Below are 21,305 nucleotides of genomic sequence, written 5' to 3'. Positions count from 1 at the left end.
CTCAGCGCACCGGAGGGGTGCCGCCGAAATCGAGATCGCGCGCGACGAACACCGCGATTTCGGCGCCCTCGCGCACTTTCACCGTCGGCGGCCGGGTGAAGGTAGGGGCCAGCGCCTGGCCGACAGTCTGCCCTGCGCCACTGATATAGACGCCGCCGTTCGACGGCTGCGACGCCAGGTTGACCCCGATCGCCAGCGCGGATTGCAGCACCGCGCTGCCGAACCGTTCGAAGAAATGCGTGTTGACCCGCCCTGCCACTCCCGCGCCGCCAAGCGGATCGGACACCGGCGAGCCGATCCGGATCGCCACGCCATCGGGGCGGATCAGGCGGTTCCAGGTGATCAGGATACGGCGCAGGCCGGGGTTGGGATCGGCATGGAACTCGCCGATCAGCCGGCTGCCGCGCGGAATCAGCACGCGCGTGCCATCGAAGCTGCGCACATCCTGCGACACGATCGCGCGCGCCAGCCCCGGCCGGTCCGAATTGAGCGGGGTTTCGAGCACAGCCGCGATGATTGCACCTTGCGGAATGACCGATGCGCGGTTGCGGATCTGCGTGGCACGGACGGTTTCGTCGCCTTCGCCGGCGGCAGTTGCCGCCGCGCCGCCGGTGCCGTTGACCGGGGCGCCACTGCCTGCGGTCAGGTCCACCACCAGCGCGGGCTGGCTGCTGCCGGGGGGAGGCGCTGGGGGCAGCGGGCGCTGCGGCTGCACCAGCGGGGCGGGCGGTGGCGGGGCCATGATGACGGGCGGGCGTGCGCTGGCCGGTGTTGGTTCCGTAACTGCGGGGACGGCAACTATGACCGGCTGCGCGGGAACCACGGGTGCGGGCACCAGCAATGGTGGCGGCGCCGGTCGCGCGCGGGTCGCGGTCGTCGTGGCCGCCGCGTCGGTCGCGGAGCGCCGCGCGTTGAGGAGCAGGAACAGCGCCAGCGCCAGCACCGCAGCCATGGCGATGGCCAGCGGCAGCGGCACGAGTTCGCGCGGGCGGGCCACGCGCGGGGCCAGATCGTGTCCGGGCCCGCCGCGATCGCCGGTTGGATCGGGCATCGCGCGCGGGTCACCCTGCTTCGTATCCGGGCCGGTCATGGCCGGGCATCCTCGCGGATGGCACTGGCCCGCGATTTGCCGCGCACGAACACGAATTTGCGGTGGACGCCCTCGATCACATAAGCGCCATCACGCACCACGCCGTTGATCAACGCCAGTTCGCCCTTGCGATCCTCGGCATAGATCGCGGGAAGCAGCACGTCGGCCGGCCACACCATCGACGTAAAGTGCCCATCATCGCGTACACTTTGCGGCCACAGCGCGCGCGCGCCGCCCAGCTTGTAGCTACCGGAAGGTTCGGTGCTGGCTGTCGGCGGCGGCTCGATTGGCAACGCATACACGAAGCTGACGATATACGGCTGGACCCCGCTTATCGCCTGCTCGCTCGACAGCGTGAAACTGTAGCTGCGCTGGTCGGTCAGCACGACCAGGTTGGTGTGCCCGGCAAAGCCGTTGGGTTTGACCACGAATGCATCGGCCCGGCGATTGACCTGGACCTGCCATGCCGCTGCATCGCCCACCGTAACAGTTTCGATCCGCTCGTCAGGCGCCAGCCGCACGATCACCGCGAAGCCCGGCTCGACATGGAGCGAGACGACCTCGGTTGCATCGTACATGACCGTTTGCAGGTGCGGATCGCCCACGCCCGGCTGCGGCAGCACGGCCGCCATGGCGGGCGCACCGATCAGCAGCGCTGCGGCCCACGCAATCAAGGCGACGCGCCGATGCATCAGTGCGCGCTGGGCTGCGCGGGCACGCGCAGACTGGACTGTGCAGGCACGCGCGGGCCAATCGGAGCGGACGAAGTGCCCGCGCCCGGAACCGCCATCGGCACCGCAGCGGGGCCGGTCGCCAGCGGCGCAATCCCACCTTGAGTACCGACGGACTGGCCCGATGCCGGCCCGGTCGGCGCGGCAGGCGCGATGTTGATCGCCGCCGGGCCGGGGGCAGGCAATGCCTCCTGATCGCGGCGGTAGTGTGCGATCTCGAACCCCAGCGGATTGACCAGCCGATCATCCATCGCCAGCGGTTCCCCGGCAAAGCGATAGCGGATCTGCGCGACATAGGCGGTGCGGGTGGAGGGCGCGGTCGGCCCGTCGCGGCGGTCGGTTACGAAGCGCACTTGCGCGGTATCGGGACCGACCAGCGCGACGCTGTCGACTGTCACCGAGACGATGGCGCTGCGGGGGTAGATATTCATCGGGCTTTGCGGGTTGGTCAGCGGCATCTGCGCCAGGTACTCGGTGCGCGCTTCGCCCTCGGACCACAGGCCGATCTTGCGGTACTGGTCGGCAATCGTGGTGATGTCGAAAGTCTCACGCGCAACCACGTATTGCGCCAGCATCGACTGGGTCAGCGCCGATTGCGGCTTGAGCACTTGCGGGTGCGTGCCGTCGATCACGGTCGAGTAGCCGGTCGTCTTGTCGACCATCACGGTATAGGGCACCACGGTCTTGAGCGGTGCAAGCGCGACGAGCGCCAGCGCTTCGAGCACCGCCACCCCGGTCGCCAGGCTTGCAACGATCCATGCCGCGCGCCGCGAGTTGGCAAGCGCGGTATCGCGGTCATAGGCCCAGCTTCGCGCTGCTTCGTAATGCTGCTCGCGGTCTGCCGGTTCTTCGGCTTCGGCCACGTTTGGTTGGGGTGCCCCGGTTTCGCTCGTCACGTTGTCATATCCCGTCGCTGGGCGCCGATTGTGCTACGCTGGCGGATGCGGCGGCCGGTCTGGCCAAGCGGAGGTCCACTGCTCGAAGCGCCGGGTGCAGCCGCCGGATCGGAGCGCTGCGCCGCGCCTGCAAGGCGAACGATTCGCACTTGCTCGGGCAGCGAACCGTCATCGCGCCGGGCTTGCGCGCGCACGGCATCGGCCAGTTGCGCTGCACGGTTGCGGCTGTCGATGGGAGCGGCCGGGCCATCGCCGTTTTGGGCGGGGGCGGGCGAGCCGCGCTCGGTTCGGTCCGACGGGGCGAACAATGATCCGACCCCGTTGCTGACAGCCTCGGGTATCTGCAATCCCGCGGCCACGCGGATGACCGCGGCCAGCAGCGCAAACAACACGACGGCCGAAGCCAATGCGGTCGCGACGATCGCCAGTGGCAGGAACCCGGGTGGCTGGTTCGCATCGACCAGGTTGCGCAAGGCAACCACCTGCCGCTCGACGATTCCGAGATCGAGCGCCAGTACCAGCGGCACCGCGATCGTGCCCAGCATCGCGCCGAGCAGCACGCGCACCCACGCCACGAACAGCCCGCGCGTCCACGTGAACAGCAGCGATACGATGAACAGCGGCCCCAACGCCAGCATCAGGGCCATGGTCGCGCTGACCGTCAGCAATCCGCCCAGCGCTGACACGATCAACGCCGTATCGGCCAGTTCGAGCGGGAACTGCGCGGCTTGCGGCAGCGTACCCGCCAGCGGCGCGGCGCCGACTTGCGCGGTCGGCGCCGGCTGGCCGGGCAGCGGCGGCACTTGTCCCGGAGCCTGACCGTTTTGGGGCGACAGCGGCACGGATACAGTGGCCGGACTGACCAGGTCGGCGATCGCCGCGCTCACCCCGTCGATCCGCGCGGCGATCGCGGTCGGTGACAAGTCGCCCGACGTGCCTCCCCCAGAGCCGCCTGACATGCCTGCCGCCAGTTCCCCCGGCGCGCCGGTCACGACATCGAACACCAGCGTCTTGTAAGCCGGCCATTGCGTCGCCAGCGTCAACACCACGCCCAGCCGCAGCGCCAGCAGCACGCCATCGCGCAAGCTCAGCATCGAGCCGAGCAGCATCCGATAGCCGATCAGCGCGACGAAAATCGTCAGCAGCCCGGTCAGCGCGGTTCCGAACGGCGTGCCCGCACCCATCGCGCGATAGACGCCTTCGCCCAGCGACAGCGTGCGGCAATCGGCAAAAGTGATCACCGCGGTGACATAGGGCGCAAGCGCATCGAAGGCGGGGCAGCCGTCCATCACGCGCGCTCGCCCGCTCTGGCCAACAGGCGCGGCAGCCATGCGGCGGGATCGTCGCCGGTTTCGAGGCGAATCTCGTCAAACAACCGGACGGTGCGCTCACGCCCCGAAAGCACGGTCAGCAGATCGCGCTCGCCCGACAGGTTGAGCCGCACAACCACGCTTTCCTGGCCGTGCTTGACCAGGAAGCAGAAGGCGTTGTCGGGCAGGCTGCGCACCAGGTCGAATTCGTGCGCGGTCAACCCGAAGCCGCCGACGTAGTCCTCTTCCGCTGCCTTAGGGTTGGCGGTGAAAACCTGCGTGGCGGCCTGCTCGACAATCACCGATGCAATCCGGCTTTTCAGCGCATCCGAGGCGTTCTGCGTGGCGAAGCCGACGATGCCATTGCGCTTGCGGATGGTCTTTTCCCAGTCGCGGATGCGCGCCACGAACACATCGTCATCGAGCGCCTTCCACCCTTCATCGACCACGATGATCGCGGGCGTACCATCGAGCCGTTCGTCCACCCGGTGGAACAGGTACATCATCGCGGGCGTGCGCAGCACCGGATCATCGAGCAACCGGGTCAGGTCGAAGCCCACGGTGTCGCGGCTGAGATCGACCGCGTCATGCTCGTTGTCGAACAGCCAGGCGTGTTCGCCTTCACCCCACCACGGCCGCAGGCGCGCGTGGAGATCGTCGGCGCGCGGGCGTTCGCCGCCGCGCAGCAGATCGACGAAGCTCGACAGCCGGCGGTATTGGATGGGCGCGGCGAAGTTGGCGTCGACCGCGTCCTTGACTTGCGCCTGCTCGGCCGCGCTCAGCGGTTCGCCCGCCGGATTGGCCAGCCGCGCGATCCATTCGGTCAGGAACCGGCGGTTCTCGGCGCTGTCGGCCAGCAGCAGCGGATTGAGCAGGCTGGCGGTGCCGGGGCGCAAAACTTCGTAAACCCCGCCGATCGCGCGGATGAACAGTTCGGCGCCGCGGTCCTTGTCGAAGAACACGATGCGCGGATGGAACCGCCGCGCCTGCGCCAGCAGGAAATTGACGATCACCGTCTTGCCCGAGCCCGACGGGCCGATCACGGTGAAGTTGCCGAGATCGCCGGCGTGGAAATTGAAGTGGTACGGCCCGGCGGCGGTTGTCTCGAACTGGGTGACCGCATCGCCCCAATGGTTGCCCGCGGCCTGGCCCAACGGGAAGTTGTGGCTGCTGGCGAACGAAGCGAAATTGGCCGAACCGATCACCGCCCGCCGTGCGATCATCCCGAAATTGCCCGGAAACTGCGCCCAGAACGCAGGCTCCAGCCCCAGTTCCTCGCGCACCGCGACGATGCCCAGATCGCTGAGCGCGGCCTGGACTTCGGCGGCGCTGGCGTCGACTTCGGCCTGGCTGGCGCCGCGCACGGTGACGGTCAGGTGGTGTTCGCCAAAAGCGGCGCGGCCGGCGGCGACTTCGTCCTTGGCCTGCGCCAGTTCGCCGCGCAACGACAGCGCCTCGTCGTCCGACGCGCGCATTCGCCGCAACGCCAGGTTCATCCGTGCCAGCGCCGGCCCACGATCGACAAAGGCGAAGCTTTGCGAGATGACCATCTCGGCAGGCAGCCGCAGCAGATCGTCAAGCATTCCGGGCGCGGTGAGGTTGGGATAGTCCTTGATCGACAGCATCGCGCCGAAGCTGCGCGCCATACCATTGGCCGTGCCCAGTTCGAAGGTGTCCTGCCCAAAGCTGACCCGGCGATAGGGCAGGTATTCGCCCGCATCGCTGGCCGGCAGCCGCACCGGTGACAGATCGGCGTTGTAAAGCGCCGAGAGGAATTCGAGCACTTCGGAGCAAGGGCCGCCCGGCGTATCGTAAGCCGACAGCAGCCGCGGGGTATAGCTTGCCAATGCGGCCAGAAGCTGGTCGCCGGCCGCCTCCAGCGCACGCACTTCGATCGCGCGCTGCGCATCGGCGGCGGCGCGCGAAGTCGCCCGCCCGAACCGCCGCGCCAGCCGTTCGCCGATGCCGGTGCGGCCTTGCAAAGGGCGGCGCACGATCGTCAGGAACAGATCGTTAGCATAGAGCTTGCGGCTGGCCATCCGCAGCCGCCACGTTTCATCGAGCGCGGCGCTGAACGCATCGGGGAACGTGCCGCCGCCAAGCGGTTCGACCCGCATCCGCAGCACGTGGTGATAGATCGCAAAGCGCGACGAGCCGATCGCGCGCAACATCGCATCGCGCAAACCCTTGCGGTAATTGAGTTCGGCGCTGTCTGCGGTTTCGAACAGCAGCCCGCCCAGCCGGATCACCAGCATCAGGTTGCCATCGCGCAGTTCCACCACCCGATCGTTGACGTGGTGCGAATACGGCAGCCGGCTGCCCGCGCTTCGCTCCCGCGCGAACAACGCTTCGGGTTCGTGCGCGGCATGCGCGCCTTCGGTTTTCAGGCGCGGTAGGAGTTGCATCGCCAGAACCGATAGTTGGGCACGCGCGGGCAACGCGCCACGCGCACTTCCAGTAGATCGAACATGTACGGATCTTTGAGGCACGCGACCATGCCGATCGCGTGGACCACCAGCGCCACGACCACGGCCCAGGCGGACTTGAAGATCAGGAAAAATTCGGTCGAGACGATCAGGTTGATGACGAAAAAGCTGTACGTTACGCCCGCAAACATCTGCGGCCGCGTAAGCGCCACGAACAACGGATCGCGCGACAGCCCCTGATCCATGTCAGGCGCCTGCGCAACGGGTGATGACGATCCGGCCGATCATCGCGTCAAGCCCGCCCAGAGCACAAGTCAATAGCCGACCGAGGCCGAAGACTGGATGCCGGCGACGATGCTCGCCGCGCCAAACAGGATGAAGCAGCCCAGAATCACCGTGGCGCCATAGCGCCAGTTCATCCGCCCGGTCAGCATCATGAAGCCGATGCTCGCCACCGCGATCACCGCAACAACCGTGGCGACGGTGCCGAGCAGCGTCCCCTGAATCCATCGGATCGCGCCCACGATCGGCCCGGAACCCGCTGGATCCCCGGCGTAAGCCTGCGCCTTGGCCGCGGCCGAGTGGGCAAGGACAATCGCAGTAGCGAATGGACGAAGTGCAGTTTTGATTGCTTTCACACCCTCTACCCTATTGCCCACTGCAAACGCACGCAACGCCCAAATCCTCTGTGCGATACAATCATTGCGCAAATCATGCGAAGCCGGGTTCGATCCAACGCCGGTCGCCGGCTTTTTGACCAACCGACAGCCTTCAATGACATGGATCATGCATATCGCTGCTATCCCGACGGGAGCGGCAAGTTCTCGTACACGCGCGGGGTTTCATGAACGGTGGCTGCGAAACGCTCAGCCTCCGCTTGACCATCCTTCTCGGCAGGGCAGTGGTTCGGGATTCACGTTGCGGCGCGGAAGCAGTTGTCAGCGCATGGCTTGCGCAAACCTTTTGATTTCGGCACTTGCTTGCGCAGAGTCAGCGATCATAAGGGTTGCCATGACGGGACAAGGACCGATCGCGGAGGACGCTGGCTCGGCTGGCATGACCTCTGGGCCTGCGTCGGCAGCAAGCCGCGTTCCCGGCGCCGCCAACGTGTTCGTCAGCTATTCGCGAGTTGACCAGAAGCGCGCGCTGGCGGTCATCGGCGGGCTTGAAAAGGCCGGATTTGCGGTGTGGTGGGACGGGCTGCTCGAAGGTGGCCAGACTTTCCTCAAGACAACCGAAGCCGCGCTTCACGCCGCTGACGCCGTGGTTGTCGTGTGGTCGAAAACCTCGGTGGATTCGCACTGGGTGCGCGACGAGGCCACGCATGGGCGGGACGCGCGCCGACTTGTGCCATTGTCGATCGACCGCAGCGAGCCGCCGCTCGGATTTCGGCAGTTCCAGGTGATCGACCTGGCAAAATGGCGTGGCAACCCTTCCGGCCCTGAATTTCAGGCCGTTATCCGCGCGGTCCATGCAATCATGGGCGAGCAGCATGCGCCGCCAACCCCTGCAAGGCCAAGCCGCGGGTTATCGCGTCGCGTCGTCCTGGCAGGCAGCGGCGTGGTGGCAGCAACCGGGATCGGTGTTGCGACATGGCGCTTCGGGCAGAGCACGGGCGGTGTCGATCGCAACAGCGTGGCGGTGCTGCCGTTTCGCAACCTTTCGGGCAACGCCTCCGAAGAATACCTGACCCAGGGCATTGCCGAGGAAATCCGCCTGGCGCTCTCTCGCAATGCCGAACTGAAGGTGTTCGCGCCCGAAAGCACCGCCAGCGCTGGGGCCGATATCAGCAATCCCGTCGAAGTGGCACGCAAACTCGGGGCGGCAAGCCTGCTCGACGGGAGCTTGCGCCGGGCAGGTTCGCTGATGCGGGTTGTCGCCAGCCTGACGGATCGCGAAAGCGGCTTGTCGGTGTGGACCGAACAGTTCGACCGGCCGATGACGGACTTGTTTGCGGTGCAGAGCGAAATCGCGGCGGCGGTGGTGAGCGCCCTGGCAGCGCAAGCGGGCAAGAGCGCCGACGACAATCGCGGCAACATGAAAGTCAGCGGGACGAGCGATCCGGTCGCGCACGATGCCTATTTGCGCGGCAATGCATTCTACGCCTTGCGCAGCGGAGAAGCCTCGCTCAGCGCGGCGTTGCGTCAGTACGATGCAGCGGTGGCTGCGGACCCCGATTTCGCTGAAGCGCTGGCCGCCCGTGCGCGCACGCTCGTCAATATGACGCAGCAATACGGCAAGGCGGGCGAGTTTTCCGCCGCATACAAAAGCGCTCTGGCATCGGCGCAGAAAGCCGTCGCGTTGAAGCCCCGGCTCGCCATCGCGCAATCGACGCTGGGATATGTGCTTTTGCAGGCAGGGCTGGACTTTGCCGGCGCCCGCGGTCCGTTCGAGCTTTCACGACAATATGGCCAGGGCGATGCGGCGGTCATGCGCATCTATGCGGCTTTCTGCGCGCAAGCCGGGAATTTTCCTGCTGCGCGCTTGGCGATCGGGCGCGCGCTCGAACTCGATCCGCTCAACGCCGGCGAATTCAACACCTTGGCCTTTGTCCGGCTGTGTGAGCGCGATTGGGCCGGCGCGGCCGATGCGGGACATCGCGCACTCGATCTCAATCCGCGTATTCTCCAGAGCCACAGCTATATCGGCAAAAGCCTGTTCGAACAGGGCCGGGCTGCGGAAGCCCGCGTGGCGTTTCAGGCCGAACCGCTCGAGGTCGAGCGCCTTGTCGGCCTTGCCGTGACCGAACACCGGCTCGGCAATACCAAAGCGGCCGATGACGCGCGGTCTGCGCTGTTGCAAACGCTGGGCGATGCTTCGGCTTACCAGCAGGCGCAGATCTTTGCGCAATGGGGCCAGGCCGATCCGGCGCTGGAACGACTGGCGTTTGCGCGTCGGGTGGGGGATGTCGGTCTGATCCTGCTCAAGACCGACAGTTGGATGGACCCTTTGAGACCACGCCCCGAATTTTCGGCCTTGCTGAAGAGCCTCGGTTTCAGTTAGCCTTGCTGCGGGACAACACTGGGGGGTTATTACGATGCGCAAGACACTTTCAATTGTTGCCATCTGTGCCTTGCCGCTGGCGCTTGCCGGCTGCAAGAAAGCCGGCGACGCCACTGCCGAAGCCAGCCCGGCCGCTACCGAAGCTGCCACGATGGCAGCCGATGCCTCACCGGCCGATGCCAGCGCATCGGGCGCAGCCGATGCACCGTCGGCAGAAGCGTCGGGAACCAAGGGCGACGTTCCGTCTAGCGGCGGTGGCCCGCAACCCTGATCACGATCGCGAGCTTGTGAGCGGAGCGCCTGTTCGTCAGGCGCCCCGCCGCTTTGGCGCCTAAAAAGCGTAACCCGCAATGCCGGGCAGTTGGCGCGGTTCGACCACGGCCAGGCTCACGCCGGTGACCGCTGCAATCCAGGTTGCCCATTTGCTGACCGGGATCACCGGCGCCGGCAAGTCGGAGTTGCCCGACTTGGTTGCAAGTGTTTCGAAACAACCCCGTGGCTCGCTAAGCGGCACGCTCACGACACCGGCCAGTAGGGGGCCTGCTTCGAGATCGTACACGTAGATCGGGCTGCCATTGTCGCTCAGGCACAAGCGCAAGCCGCTACCCGTGAGGCTCGGTTCGGACCGGGGGCCACCGATCTGTACGGCATGCCCCCCTTGCCCCACCCCACCGATCGATGTCGTATCGGGCGCGGCCAGCGCGAAATGGCGGTAGAGCACGGCGGGCCAGCCCGGACGCATTACTTGCCCGAAGCCCAATCCGAGAAATTCGACTTCCCCTGCAGTGGGGGATTGAGGCGGGGCCATCGGGGTGAGCGCCGTGGCCGGGCTGATGCTTGCCCCGCCTGCGGTGCTGGCCGGGCGATCGAGTTCGAGCAATGCCAACCCGGCCTGCGCATTGCGTTCGATCCTGACCACACGCCGCGTTCCGCCCGCGTCCTGCGATAGATCCTGCACCCCGATCCTGGCCTCGATCGTGTTGGCATCACCGTTCGCAGGCACGCAAGTGGCGGCTGTCAGGACCCAGTGTGGCGCGACAAGCGTGCCATTGCACCGATGGCGCGCGCTCCAGTCCGGCGCGCCGGCTGATGATCCGGGCGATGCGCCGGCGCTGCGCAACTCGACCAGGAACGTGACCCGGCGCAGGTGCGTGAACGCGGTGCGATAATTCCCGCCGGATGAATAGCCGTTGTCGACCCCTGGAACCGGCCGCGCCAGCACTTCACGCCGTTCAGCGGCCGAGATCGCATAAGAAAGCATCGCAAAGCGTTCGGCCGGGTCGTCGAGATTTTCTTCCGCCCAGCGCCTGGCCCAATCGAGCACTTTGTCATCCTCGGGGCTTTGGGTGAACCGCGCGATACCGGTCGCAGCCGTCTGTGCCTGCGCGCGTGGCACCGCGAAACCGCAGATGACGAGCGCGGCTGCGAGGCAAGGCACTGTCGCGGAACAAATCTGCATCGGACTGGTCCTCAAGGAAGCAGGATCGTCTGGCCGGACGACGGCGGGTGAGCCCGGGCCCGCGCGATCCATCCAAGGTAAGCGCTCACCCGCGTGTATATACCGGGCCGATCGTCGGTTGCGACATGACAGCCTTCCTTGTTCCATGACACCACCCCCACCAGTTCAGTCACGGCCACGCGCGGATCGGACATGTACAAGGGGCCGCCGCTGTCGCCCGAACAGGTCTTCATCATGGTACCTTTCACGCAAAGGACGCCCGGATGGACACGGGCCACGAATCCTGGCCGGGTTTTCTCGGCGGCGGCCGACACCGCCGAAACCTGCCCCGAAACCTGCGCCGAAACCGGCACTGGCACTGGCACTTCCACCGGACCGTAGTCAGCCATTCGGGCGCATGCGTCATTCTCAAGCACGGTCAGTTCGACCCGTCGCAACAACGACGTGACGTCGTTGATGTCACCCACATCGCGGGTCCGGCCCCAGCCCACGGCTTCGACGGGTGTTCCCGGTTTCACTACGCTCGCGGCCAGCGTAGCAATGGCGATTGACTTGGGATCGCGCGGGGCCGGGTCTGCCGCAAGGTGGAGAAGCGCGATGTCGTCCCGATAGATATTGCCCTTCCGGTCGTAGGGGCCATTTTCCTTGAGCCTTCCGCCACCTTCGTTGTAGCCGGCGTGCACCACCGCCCCGTCCACATCGACGCTGTGCCCGCTCACGCCGCTGATATCGCTCACCCCCAACTGCACCGCCAGCTTGCCGGCAACCGCCCGCGGACTGACGCAGTGCGCGGCCGTAAGCACCCAATCGTGCGCAATCAGCGTCCCGCCGCAGACGTGCCGGGCCTGCCAACGGGCACCATAGAGGCTGGTGCTTTCCATGAATGCGGCGTCCTGGCCGACCAACGTGTCGCGATACCGGATTTCGACCGCGAACGGTGCGGCAGCGATCGAGATCGGCAAGCCACCTCCTGCGGCGCAGCAATGACTGGGTTCTTCCATGCCCAGCGCAAAATCGAGCGCCTCTCTTTCACTGCGCGACAACTCCTGTTCGATCCAGGTCTTTTGCAGTGCCGGCTTGCTGGGGAGCCCCGCCCTCGCGAAGCGTCCGAGCAGGTCCACCAGTGAACGTTCGCCGCCATCATAGAACATCGGGAAGTGCGATCCCGTGGACGAGCCCTGGTATGCGTGCGTCACGGGATCGTAAGCCGAGTAGAAATTCAGCTTCCTGGGTGAGCAGATCCATTCGGAAGTGCAGGTCTGCCTGGCGACCTTGAACCCAAGATCACGCGAAAGCCTGTCCTTCACGATCCGCGCGATTGTCTTGCGATCGGTGATGACCTTTGTGTTCTGCGTCGGGACTTCCGGTGCCTGCGCAACCACGCGAGACGTGTGGCTTGCAAGTACGGCAAGCACTGCAACCACCAGGAATTTCAGGAACGTGGCGCGCTGCTTCGTCATCACGGCAGCATCATCCGCTGCCCACTCATCAGCTTGCGCGCCATGGCTTGGGCGATCCACCCACGATAGGCATCCACCCTGGTATAGACACCGGGTTCGTACGCCGCCTTGATGTTGCAGCCGTCCTTGTTCCACGAAACGATCCCGACCAGATCGGAGCCTTCGATGCGGTAGAGCGGCCCGCCACTATCGCCCTCGCACGTCTTGCGGAACCCTCCGCGCGCGCAGATCACCTTGGGATGGATGCGCGCCACCTCGTGAGCACCCCCTGCCCGATCGACAACCCTGGCCGGACCGAAGTCTTCGCCCGGCGTTTGTCCGTGGACGCGAGCGCACTTGTCGTTGGCCAGTACCGACAGTTCCACGCGCGTCAGCAACGCAGTCGCGTTGATCGCTTTCGAAACATCGCGGTCGAGCCCCCATCCCACCGCCGAAACTGCCAATCCGTCAGCGGCAAAGCCCTTTGCGAGCATAATGGTCTTCACGCCGGCCACTTGCGTCGCGTGCGAAACGAGGTGCAGCAGGGCGATGTCGTCGCTGTAGATATCCGTGTCGCCAAGGTGCCGGTAACCCGAATGGACCACCGCCCCGTCGACGTTGATCTGGGTTCCTTCGCGCCGGCTGATATCGCCGACCCCGACTTGCACGGCCAGCGAGCCTTTTTCTATGGTGTTCGGCTTGACGCAATGCGCCGCGGTCAGCACCCATTGCGCCGCGATCAGGGCCCCGCCGCAGGCATGTCGCGCTTGCCACGACTGGCCGAACTTGCCGCTGTTGAATTGGGCCAGCAAGCCTGGCGCCGCGTTGTCGCTGCGAAACCGCACTTCGACGGCGAACGGTACGTCGTTGGGAGCAACACGATCACCGCCCAGCGCTGCGGCAAGATGGAAAGCCATCCCCAGCGCCTCGTTGATCGCCTCGAACTCGTAGCGCTTGAGGTAAACCGCGACCTTTTTCTGCTGGCCTGCCGGATCGTCCGGCTTGCGGTCACGCCACACCTTTTCGAGCCGCGCCAGCACGGCCGCTTCGTCGCCGGCGTAGATCATCTCGACTTCGTCGCGCGCATCGATCTTCAGCGTGACCGGGTCGACGTCGATAACGCTCATGTTGCGCGCGGCGCAGAAGCCTTCGATGCTGCAATAGACAAACCCGCCGAACCCCGGCTGAATGCCATGCTGGATGGCCGCCTTCCGCATTGCGGCAAGCGTGTCCGCTTCGCCCAGCTTGCGCCCGACAAAGGCTTGCTGCGCCGCCGTATCGGCGGGCCAGCGGTGATGCGCCTGGCGTGCATACCGCGCAGTCAGTGCCGCAATATCGCCCGCCTCGTAGATCTGCTCGTCATACCTCTGGTCGACCCGCAGCGTGACCGGATCGACATCGATGGTCCGCCAGCTCTCGCAATAGCCTTCGCGATAGCAATCCATTCGGCGCTGGCGCCCGGTCCCGATCGCTTGGGTGGCCGCCTTGATCATCACGGCCAGCACCGGATCGGCAGCTTCCGCTGGAGCAGTGGACAGCGCTGGCGCGCCTACGGGGTCTGCTTGCGCGCGCGCTGCAGGCGCCGCGAGCGCGAGCGCGGCATACACGCCGGCCGAGATCAGGAACTGGTCTGCACGCTTTCCCCCACCCTGCTTTTGCACGGCGCTGCATCCTTGAACCAAAGACCAGAACTTATGCGCGTTTTTCCACGCCGTCATCTTCGAACTTGTCAATGCGGCGCTTCGGTCGCCGCCCCTTGCAAAAGCCCGCAGTGCCAATGCCAGAAACCGGTTCCCTCCCTGGCATGCGATGTTCTAGCAAGGGGCATGGTTACCTTGCTCCAGCCCCGCCCATGCCTGTCGCTGTGTGTTACCGGTCACCGCGGAACCAATCAGGGCTTCAACGCCAACAAACCGGCCGTGGAGGCAACGCTGGCCGGGCTGTTCGAGGCGATCGGCCTTCTTGTCGACACCGAAGCGGCCACGCTTGGTCCGGTTGCGCCGGTGCGACTGCTCAGCCTGCTCGCTGACGGGACTGACCAGATGGCCATGACCATCGCGCAGCAGCGCGGATGGACGCTTGCGGCACCGCTGCCGTTCGGCCGTGCGCTCAATAGCGCCATCAACGCACGGCCTGCCACGCGCGCCGATGCCGAGGTCTTGCTGCAAGGCGCTTTGCCCCAAGACCCCGCCTGCGCCGCCGATGCTGCAACGCTCGCTGGCTGGTACGAAGCGGTCGAGTTGTTCGAGCTGGCTGACCGCGACAGCGCGATCGCCGGCGAATACCTGGCCGTGGTGGGCGCCCCTGCCAACGAATCGCGCACCCATGCCTTTCGCGCATCGACCTCTGCGCAAGTGGCGCTCGCGGGGCGCGTGATGATCGAGCAGGCCGACCTGATGATCGCGGTGTGGGACGGTGAATCGACCGACCTCGTAGGCGGCACCGGCCACACGGTTGCCTGCGCGCTGGATCAGGGGTGTGCGGTGTTGAGGATCGATCCCGCGGCACCCGAACGGTGGCATATCCTGCACGCGCCCGAGGCACTGGCCGCCAGTTTCCGCCCCGGCATGTTCATCGAGGATCGCGACGCCACGCTTTCCAGGATCGTGCGATCGGCCTTGCGTCCCGGCGAAGGCGGCGCCTTGCACCAGGGCGCGGCCGGCCTCGCGCGCGAGAAGTGGTATGCGCGCAGTTCTCTCCTGTGGCACGGCTATCGCCGGATCGAGGCCCTGTTCGGCGGCGAGAAACGGCCGTTCCGTTCGCTGGTCAACCGCTACGAAACGCCCGATGCAATTGCAACGGGCAGTGGGGCACCGCTGCTGGCCGCAGCGCGCGCCTTGCCCGGCGGCGATCCGGCCATCCCCGATCGGATCGAACGCGAAGTGCTCGGGCGCTTTGCGTGGACCGACGGAATTTCGGCACGGCTGTCCGACGCCTATCGCGGCGGCATGACCGTCAGCTTCGTGCTCTCGGCGTTCGCGATCGTCGGCGGAATTGCCTACGAGCCGTTCGCCGATGTCAACGCCAAGTGGATGTTTGCCTGCGCCGAGCTGGCCTTGCTGCTCGGGATCGTGGCGATCACCTGGCTGGGAAGCCGGCGCCGCTGGCACAAGCGCTGGTTCGAAACCCGGCGCGTGGCCGAATACTTGCGCCATGCGCCGATCATGCTGCTGCTGGGCGCAGCGCGACCGCCCGGCCGCTGGCCCAAGGGCACCGGCACCAGTTGGCCCGAATATTACGCGCTTCACCTGCTGCGGGCGCAAGGCCTGCCGCGCGTGGCGATGACCCAGAGCTACTTGCGCGGGGTGCTCGAAACGCTGCTCGCGCCGCATGTTTCGGGGCAGCGCGATTACCACGTGTCCAAGGCGCGGCGGCTGCACACGGTGCACCACCGGCTCGACAAGCTGTCCGAACGGCTGTTCCTGCTGGCGGTGCTGTCGGTGTCGACCTACCTGGCGTTCGCGCTCGCCTCTGGGCTGGGCTATCTGCCGCACGAGGAACTTCATGGCGCGGCCAAGATCTTCTCGTTCCTGGGCGTGATGTTCCCGACGTTCGGCGCCGCGCTTGCGGGCATCCGGTACTTCGGCGATTTCGAACGCTTTGCGGGCATCTCGGAAGTCACGGCGGGGCGGCTCGAAGCGGTTGATGCACGCATCCGGCTCCTGCAATCAGCGCCCGATCACCTGCTGACTTACGCGCAAGTCACCGAACTTGCCCATGCCGCCGACGACATCGTGGTCAGCGAAATCGAAAGCTGGCAGGCCGTTTTCGGTGGAAAGCATTTCACCGTACCTGTCTGAATGGCGAAAGCTACTCGCTGCGCGCGGGCACCGGCATCACGATGAAATGATCGTGGACTTGCCCTTTGCCGGGAACATCGAGCGGGGCCTTCAGGCCGATTTTCAACTCGGCGATGGTGGATGCGGGCAGTTCGAGCGGATGCTCATCGGGATGCGTGGGCGCTTCGTGGCCATAGTCGAGGCCTGGAGTGCGGGTCATTTCGATATGCGCGCCCAGCGCCGCGCGGATCGGGTGCGTGGCAGCGAAGGCTGCGAGGCGATCGAGGCTGGCGCGATCGTCGGGCATGAAATTGACCGGCACGTATAGCCGGCCGGGGTAAAGCGTGTCGCCCGAAAGCAGGATCTTCAACCGCGCATCGTAGTACATGGCCGCGGCCGCCTGGTGCCCGGGTGTGGGGATCACGTTCAGCACGCGGCCGCCAAGGTCGAAGCGGGCAATCTGCTGCGGCCAGTTGGCGATGCCGAAGAACGCAGCAACGTCGGCCGGTTTCAGCCCCACAACGGTGGTGCCGGGGCGATCGCGAAAGGCGGCGTCGCCGGCAACATGATCGCCGTGGCTGTGGCTGTGCGCAACCACCAGCGGGATGCTGGTGCGATGATGCGCGGCCAACCAATCCGCAACCAACCGATCGACCGTCGGCCTGATCCGGCCATCTTTCGCACCGGTGTCGACCAACAGCACCTTGTCGCGTCCGAACAGCAGATAGAGGAACGGCGCTTCGAAATTGGTCTTGATCGACTGGCGGATCACGAACGTATCGCCATCGAGCGCCTGGACTTGCGTGACGGGTTCGTCCGCCAGCGTGCCGTCGATCCATTTTTCGGGAAATAGCGCAGGGTGCGGAGCGGCGTATGCGGATTGCGCCACGGCCAGTGCAGCGCACGCCATCAACGCCTTGGCAGCCAGCCGCCGTCGGTCAACTGCCATGGGTTGGAAACCTTTCACCTTGCGCGCCGCCTTGATCCAGCCCGGGGAGTTGTCCCCGGGCTGGCATATCCGATCAATAGTGGAAGCGGAAATCCACGCCGATCTTGCGCGGGGTCAGGATACTCTTGTCGTAATAACGTTCGACCACGCCGGTGCGCACCTGGTTGAATGAACTGACATCATTGCCGATCGCGGTAACCGCGTACTTGTCGAAGATGTTGTCGGCAAAGATGCCGATTTCGAACACCTTGGCATGATAGGTGATCGAAGCGCGGTGCGTGGTGTAGCCCGGGATGACTTCGCCGTTCCCGCGCAGCCCGATGCGCGAATAGACGTTGCCGGTATACGTCGTGGCCCAGTTCGCCTCGATGTCGGCGCCGTTGGCCAGCGGCTGGGTGTAAGTGATCTGCCCGCTGGCCGAATTTTTGGTCGATCCCGGCAGGCGATCGCCGGCGAACACGTCGAACGGCACGCTCTGGCTGATGACCGCGTTGGCGGCGCCCTGGGTGAGGTGGGCATCGTCGTAGGAATAGGTCCCCTGCACCACCAGACGCGGGGTCACCTTGAACCGGGCAGAAAGCTCGAAGCCTTGCGACACCGCATCGTTGGCGTTGATGGTGATGCCGACCGCGCCGTTCACGGTCTGCGAAGGAAGCTGGATGCCCTTCCAGTCGACATGGAACACCGCGGCGGTCATCTGCAGGCGCTTGTCGAAAACCGAAGCGCGAACGCCCAGTTCCAGGTTGCGGGTCTTGTCGGGGTTGTAGGCCAGTTCGTTGGGCAGTGCGCAGACGTTCTGGCCGGGCGGCAGCGGCAGGATGCACGGCGCCACGCGGTTGACGTTGCCGGTGCGGTAACCGGTGCTGTAGGTGAAGTAGGCCAGCAGATCGTTGCTGAACTTGTACGAGGTGTTGGCCTTGTAGACCACGCCATCGGCAGCAGTCTGGCCCGATTTGATGCGGCTCGCGGCAAACTGGATCAGCGGGTACGGCGTGCGCCGCAAGCCGCCGCCGGTCAGCGGAGTGTCGGTGCCGCCTTGCGCGAAGGCATCGTACTTGAAGTAGCGCACGCCCCCGGTCAGCTGCCACTTGTCGGTGATGTGGAACGTGCCTTCGCCGTAGACCGCCTTTTCGCGCAGCGAGGTGTTGACGAACGAGATATATTCCAGATCATCGGGCCGGTTTACGCCGAGGAATTTGGCGTAGCCCGGCGTGTATTCCTGGTAATTCCGCTTGTTGCGCAAGTTGTTGTAAAACCCGCCGATCACCCAGTTGAACGGGCCGCCGTGGGTGGAAACCAGCCGGACTTCGCCGTTGAACTGGGTCGACCGGCTGGTCGACTGGTTGAACGACGAGAACGCGGGGAACGCCTCGTAGCCATAGTCGAGATCGAGCAGCAGGTCGGTGTTGTCGCTTTGCTGCGACACCTTCTGCGTGGTCCAAGCCGATGTGGCCACGAGCTGTGCGATGCTGAACAGGTTCAGGTTGAATTCGGCCGCGAACAGATCCGAAATGCGCTTGTTGGGTTCGAGGTAGCGCTTCGTCGATTCGTAAGGCCCCGATCCCAGCACGCCCGCCTGCGTTGTCTGGTAGCCGCCAGTGCCGGTGTTCTGATGCGCGTACGTGAGGAAAACCTTGATGTCGGGATTCAGCTCTAGCAGCAGTTGGTTGCGCGTGGTGAACGTCAGTTCGTAGTTCACGTCCTTCTTCGAATAAAAGTTGGCCGCGCGCTGGGCCGCGGTACCGAACGACCCGCCGGCGGCCGTCAATCCGCGCACGGGCTGCGAGTTCGAGACGCCGGGGTTTTGCAACAGGTAGTTGTAATCGATGAAGCCGGGATTGTCGTAATAGCCCACGGTCGAGCGGAACGCGACGTGGTCCTTGATGATCGGCACGTTGATCGTGACATCGCCGTTCACGCCAGGTTTGCCGCTGTGCGCTTCGCCGAAGGCGCGCACGTGGGCATCGATCGACCATTTGCCCGTGTCGGGACGGTTGGGCATGTAGCGCACCGCGCCGGCCAGCGTGCCGAGCCCGTAAAGCGTGCCTTGCGGACCTTGCAGCACCTCGACGTGGTTGATGTCGAGCAGCTTGAAATCGAGGTAGAGCGGAATTTCGCCCAGATAGACGCCAACGGCGCTTTCGGCGTTGGAGCCGCCCGAGCTGGTATCGGCGGCGGAAATGCCGCGCAGGACGATGCCGCCGGCCGATCGCGGACCGGTATCTAATACCGTGACGCCGGGGGTGAAGGCGGCAAGGCCCTTGATGTCGTCGATGCGGTTCTTGGCCAGCTCTTCGCTGCTGACCGCGCTGATGTTGATCGGCGCGTCCTGGAGCGTCACCGAGCGACGAGTCGCAGTGACGAGGATTTCGTTGGGATCGGTGTCGGGCGCGCTTTGTGCAGGCTCGCTTTGAGCAGGCGCGTTTTGCGCCAGTGCCTGTGTGGAACCGGCGCCGGCCAGAATGGTCGCGCAGAGCAGTGTGTTGCGGATGATTCTCATAGTCACTTCGACCCCCTACGATTGAGCCTGTCGTCGTGACATCCATCCCATTGGCGCTCTGTTGCGGCGCTTGATCGTCGGCCTGGCGGCCGGTCAGCTTGCCCGTCTCGCGGCCGCAGCCGCTCCACGGTCGGGCAATTGCCGGGTGCCGCCAAACCTTGTGCTCATCACTCCCTGAAGCGATAATTGAAAAGGTATGGATATTACGGAATGCGTCAAGCATAATAATTCTGCACCTGCTCAGTATGACGCAAGCGCGCACCGCACTGCACAAAACCGCGCTTTTCAGGAGGTTCGTCAGATCGGTCGAAGGCGACGCGATCGCCCGGCCGATTCGGCGAATCGCGATCAGGCGCCGATCGATGTCGCGAGCTGTTGCAATTTCGAGTCGCAGGCAGGCATCCCGCCGGAGACCGCCGACTCAGCGCCGCAGTGGGCTCAACCATTGCGCGCCGGATCTCGCTGGCACGATGAACAACCGCCCTCGCCTGCCCGCATCGCCAGTTTGCCTTGCGTATTACCTAATTCGATGCCCGTAATATTTTTATGGACAGCCCGATTGTTTGCAGGAATGCTGCACTGCGAAAAAGGGAGCCGAATCATGATCCGAAAGATTGGCAAGGCGTGCAGCGTGGCTTTCATGGCCGGTGCGGTTTTCCTCGCATCATGCTCGCAGGCGCCCGGCCCCAGGGCCGAGGCCCGCAAGGAGTTCAACATCGGCTGGTCGATCTACGCCGGCTGGATGCCCTGGCCCTATGCGCAACAGGCCGGGATCGTGAAAAAGTGGGCCGACAAGTACGGCATCAAGATCAACATCGTACAGGTGAACGACTACGTCGAATCGGTGAACCAGTACACCGCCGGCAAGTTTGACGGCGTCACCGTGGCCAACATGGACGCGCTCACTATCCCGGCCGCCGGCGGCAAGGATACCAGCGCGATCATCGTCGGCGATTATTCGAACGGCAACGATGGCATCCTGCTCAAGGGCGCCGACCAGTTGAGCGCGATCAAGGGCAAGCAGGTCTATCTGGTCGAGCTGTCGGTATCGCATTACCTGCTGGCGCGTGGGCTCGAAACCGCCGGCATGAAGCCCACCGACGTCAAGACCGTGAACACATCCGATGCCGATATCGTCGGCGCGTTCGGCAGTCCCGACGTAACTGCGGCCGTCGCCTGGAACCCGCAGCTTTCGGTGATGAAGGGTCAACCGGGCGTCAAACTGGTGTTCAGTTCGGCCGATATCCCGGGCGAGATCCTCGATCTGCTCGTGGTCGATACCGCCACGTTGAAGGCCAATCCCAATCTCGGCAAGGCGCTCACCGGCATCTGGTATGAAACCGTGGCGCTGATGAACAGCCAAGACGCAAAGGGCAAGCAGGCGCGCGCGGCGATGGCCAAGCTGGCGGGATCGACGCCCGAGGCGTTCGACAGCCAGTTGAAGACGACGTTCCTCTATTCGGACCCCAAGGCGGCTGTCTCTGCAACGTCGAGCCCAGCGCTTATCAAGACGATGACGCAAGTGCGCAACTTCAGCTTTTCCAAGGGCTTGTTCAAGGGCGCGACGTCGGCAGACGCGGTGGGCATGGCCTTTCCCGGAGGCAAGACGCTGGGTGACGCGCAACATGTGACGCTGCGCTTCGACGAAAGCTTCATGAAGATGGCCGCTGACAACCAGCTCTGATCCGCGGATTCGCAACCTTTGAAACCCGTGCCTCCATCG

The 21,305-nt window shown here is 65.1% G+C and carries 16 protein-coding genes; 4 read left to right on the top strand and 12 right to left on the bottom strand.

What is annotated here, in order from left to right:
- Position 1 precedes the first annotated feature (1 nt).
- The 7 genes from Q0R16_RS00710 to Q0R16_RS00680 all read right to left on the bottom strand — a co-directional run bounded on the left by Q0R16_RS00710 (position 2) and on the right by Q0R16_RS00680 (position 7,082).
- Complete coding sequence (locus tag Q0R16_RS00710; RefSeq protein ID WP_295630791.1) at positions 2-1,090, bottom strand: TrbI/VirB10 family protein; 1,089 nt, start codon at positions 1,088-1,090, stop codon at positions 2-4.
- A complete protein-coding gene (locus Q0R16_RS00705) occupies positions 1,087-1,782 on the bottom strand; it encodes a TrbG/VirB9 family P-type conjugative transfer protein (protein ID WP_295630789.1) in 696 nt (231 codons plus the stop codon). Before Q0R16_RS00705 ends, Q0R16_RS00710 begins: the two co-directional genes overlap by 4 nt.
- Positions 1,782-2,717, bottom strand: coding sequence for a VirB8/TrbF family protein (locus Q0R16_RS00700; protein ID WP_295630787.1), 936 nt, complete (start codon positions 2,715-2,717; stop codon positions 1,782-1,784). Before Q0R16_RS00700 ends, Q0R16_RS00705 begins: the two co-directional genes overlap by 1 nt.
- Positions 2,714-4,048: a type IV secretion system protein gene (locus tag Q0R16_RS00695; RefSeq protein ID WP_295630785.1), complete on the bottom strand. Its 1,335-nt coding sequence runs from the start codon at positions 4,046-4,048 to the stop codon at positions 2,714-2,716. The genes Q0R16_RS00700 and Q0R16_RS00695 overlap by 4 nt, the downstream gene beginning before the upstream one ends.
- Positions 4,006-6,432 carry a VirB4 family type IV secretion/conjugal transfer ATPase gene (locus Q0R16_RS00690; protein WP_295630783.1) on the bottom strand — a complete coding sequence of 809 codons (2,427 nt, stop codon included), beginning with the start codon at positions 6,430-6,432 and terminating at the stop codon, positions 4,006-4,008. The genes Q0R16_RS00695 and Q0R16_RS00690 overlap by 43 nt, the downstream gene beginning before the upstream one ends.
- Positions 6,411-6,698, bottom strand: a complete 288-nt coding sequence (locus tag Q0R16_RS00685; RefSeq protein ID WP_295630781.1) for a VirB3 family type IV secretion system protein — start codon at positions 6,696-6,698, stop codon at positions 6,411-6,413. Before Q0R16_RS00685 ends, Q0R16_RS00690 begins: the two co-directional genes overlap by 22 nt.
- 69 nt (positions 6,699-6,767) lie before the next feature.
- Positions 6,768-7,082 (bottom strand): TrbC/VirB2 family protein, encoded by a 315-nt coding sequence (locus Q0R16_RS00680; protein ID WP_295630805.1) that lies wholly within the window; start codon positions 7,080-7,082, stop codon positions 6,768-6,770.
- Positions 7,083-7,464: 382 nt separating this feature from the next.
- On the opposite strand from Q0R16_RS00680, the gene Q0R16_RS00675 reads away from it, so the two are divergent.
- Complete coding sequence (locus tag Q0R16_RS00675) at positions 7,465-9,456, top strand: TIR domain-containing protein (protein ID WP_295630779.1); 1,992 nt, start codon at positions 7,465-7,467, stop codon at positions 9,454-9,456.
- 34 nt (positions 9,457-9,490) lie between these two features.
- Complete coding sequence (locus Q0R16_RS00670; RefSeq protein ID WP_295630777.1) at positions 9,491-9,727, top strand: hypothetical protein; 237 nt, start codon at positions 9,491-9,493, stop codon at positions 9,725-9,727.
- A gap of 60 nt (positions 9,728-9,787) precedes the next feature.
- On the opposite strand, the gene Q0R16_RS00665 is transcribed toward Q0R16_RS00670, so the two are convergent.
- From Q0R16_RS00665 to Q0R16_RS00655, 3 genes are read right to left on the bottom strand one after another with little or no spacing between them, the layout of a single operon-like run.
- On the bottom strand, positions 9,788-10,915 hold the full coding sequence (locus Q0R16_RS00665) for a trypsin-like serine protease (protein ID WP_295630775.1): 1,128 nt from the start codon (positions 10,913-10,915) through the stop codon (positions 9,788-9,790).
- Positions 10,916-10,926: 11 nt separating this feature from the next.
- Positions 10,927-12,375 carry a serine protease gene (locus Q0R16_RS00660; protein ID WP_295630773.1) on the bottom strand — a complete coding sequence of 483 codons (1,449 nt, stop codon included), beginning with the start codon at positions 12,373-12,375 and terminating at the stop codon, positions 10,927-10,929.
- Positions 12,375-14,015, bottom strand: coding sequence for a serine protease (locus tag Q0R16_RS00655; protein ID WP_295630771.1), 1,641 nt, complete (start codon positions 14,013-14,015; stop codon positions 12,375-12,377). The genes Q0R16_RS00660 and Q0R16_RS00655 overlap by 1 nt, the downstream gene beginning before the upstream one ends.
- 174 nt (positions 14,016-14,189) lie before the next feature.
- Between Q0R16_RS00655 and Q0R16_RS00650 the strand changes: the two genes are divergently transcribed.
- Entirely contained in the window at positions 14,190-16,154 is a 1,965-nt protein-coding gene (locus Q0R16_RS00650) for a hypothetical protein (RefSeq protein ID WP_295630769.1), read from the top strand.
- A gap of 10 nt (positions 16,155-16,164) precedes the next feature.
- Here the strand turns inward: Q0R16_RS00650 and Q0R16_RS00645 are convergent, their stop codons facing one another.
- Positions 16,165-17,043, bottom strand: a complete 879-nt coding sequence (locus Q0R16_RS00645; RefSeq protein WP_295630804.1) for an MBL fold metallo-hydrolase — start codon at positions 17,041-17,043, stop codon at positions 16,165-16,167.
- A 112-nt stretch (positions 17,044-17,155) separates the two neighbouring features.
- Entirely contained in the window at positions 17,156-19,582 is a 2,427-nt protein-coding gene (locus tag Q0R16_RS00640) for a TonB-dependent receptor (RefSeq protein WP_295630802.1), read from the bottom strand.
- 601 nt (positions 19,583-20,183) lie between these two features.
- On the opposite strand from Q0R16_RS00640, the gene Q0R16_RS00635 reads away from it, so the two are divergent.
- A complete protein-coding gene (locus Q0R16_RS00635) occupies positions 20,184-21,266 on the top strand; it encodes a putative urea ABC transporter substrate-binding protein (RefSeq protein ID WP_295630767.1) in 1,083 nt (360 codons plus the stop codon).
- Positions 21,267-21,305: the final 39 nt, after the last annotated feature.

Origin of the sequence: Novosphingobium sp., assembly GCF_025351285.1 — a bacterium.
In the GTDB taxonomy this organism is placed as follows: domain Bacteria; phylum Pseudomonadota; class Alphaproteobacteria; order Sphingomonadales; family Sphingomonadaceae; genus Novosphingobium.
Note: the sequence above shows the minus strand (reverse complement) of the source record. Positions and strands in the feature narration are given on the sequence as shown.

Coding starts and splice junctions, on each gene's coding strand:
- Q0R16_RS00675 (WP_295630779.1), top strand. CDS start 7,465: ATGACGGGACAAGGACCGATCGCGGAGGACGCTGGCTCGGCTGGCATG.
- Q0R16_RS00690 (WP_295630783.1), bottom strand. CDS start 6,432: ATGCAACTCCTACCGCGCCTGAAAACCGAAGGCGCGCATGCCGCGCAC.
- Q0R16_RS00635 (WP_295630767.1), top strand. CDS start 20,184: ATGATCCGAAAGATTGGCAAGGCGTGCAGCGTGGCTTTCATGGCCGGT.
- Q0R16_RS00640 (WP_295630802.1), bottom strand. CDS start 19,582: ATGAGAATCATCCGCAACACACTGCTCTGCGCGACCATTCTGGCCGGC.
- Q0R16_RS00665 (WP_295630775.1), bottom strand. CDS start 10,915: ATGCAGATTTGTTCCGCGACAGTGCCTTGCCTCGCAGCCGCGCTCGTC.
- Q0R16_RS00705 (WP_295630789.1), bottom strand. CDS start 1,782: ATGCATCGGCGCGTCGCCTTGATTGCGTGGGCCGCAGCGCTGCTGATC.
- Q0R16_RS00710 (WP_295630791.1), bottom strand. CDS start 1,090: ATGACCGGCCCGGATACGAAGCAGGGTGACCCGCGCGCGATGCCCGAT.
- Q0R16_RS00660 (WP_295630773.1), bottom strand. CDS start 12,375: ATGACGAAGCAGCGCGCCACGTTCCTGAAATTCCTGGTGGTTGCAGTG.
- Q0R16_RS00695 (WP_295630785.1), bottom strand. CDS start 4,048: ATGGCTGCCGCGCCTGTTGGCCAGAGCGGGCGAGCGCGCGTGATGGAC.
- Q0R16_RS00685 (WP_295630781.1), bottom strand. CDS start 6,698: ATGGATCAGGGGCTGTCGCGCGATCCGTTGTTCGTGGCGCTTACGCGG.
- Q0R16_RS00670 (WP_295630777.1), top strand. CDS start 9,491: ATGCGCAAGACACTTTCAATTGTTGCCATCTGTGCCTTGCCGCTGGCG.
- Q0R16_RS00645 (WP_295630804.1), bottom strand. CDS start 17,043: ATGGCGTGCGCTGCACTGGCCGTGGCGCAATCCGCATACGCCGCTCCG.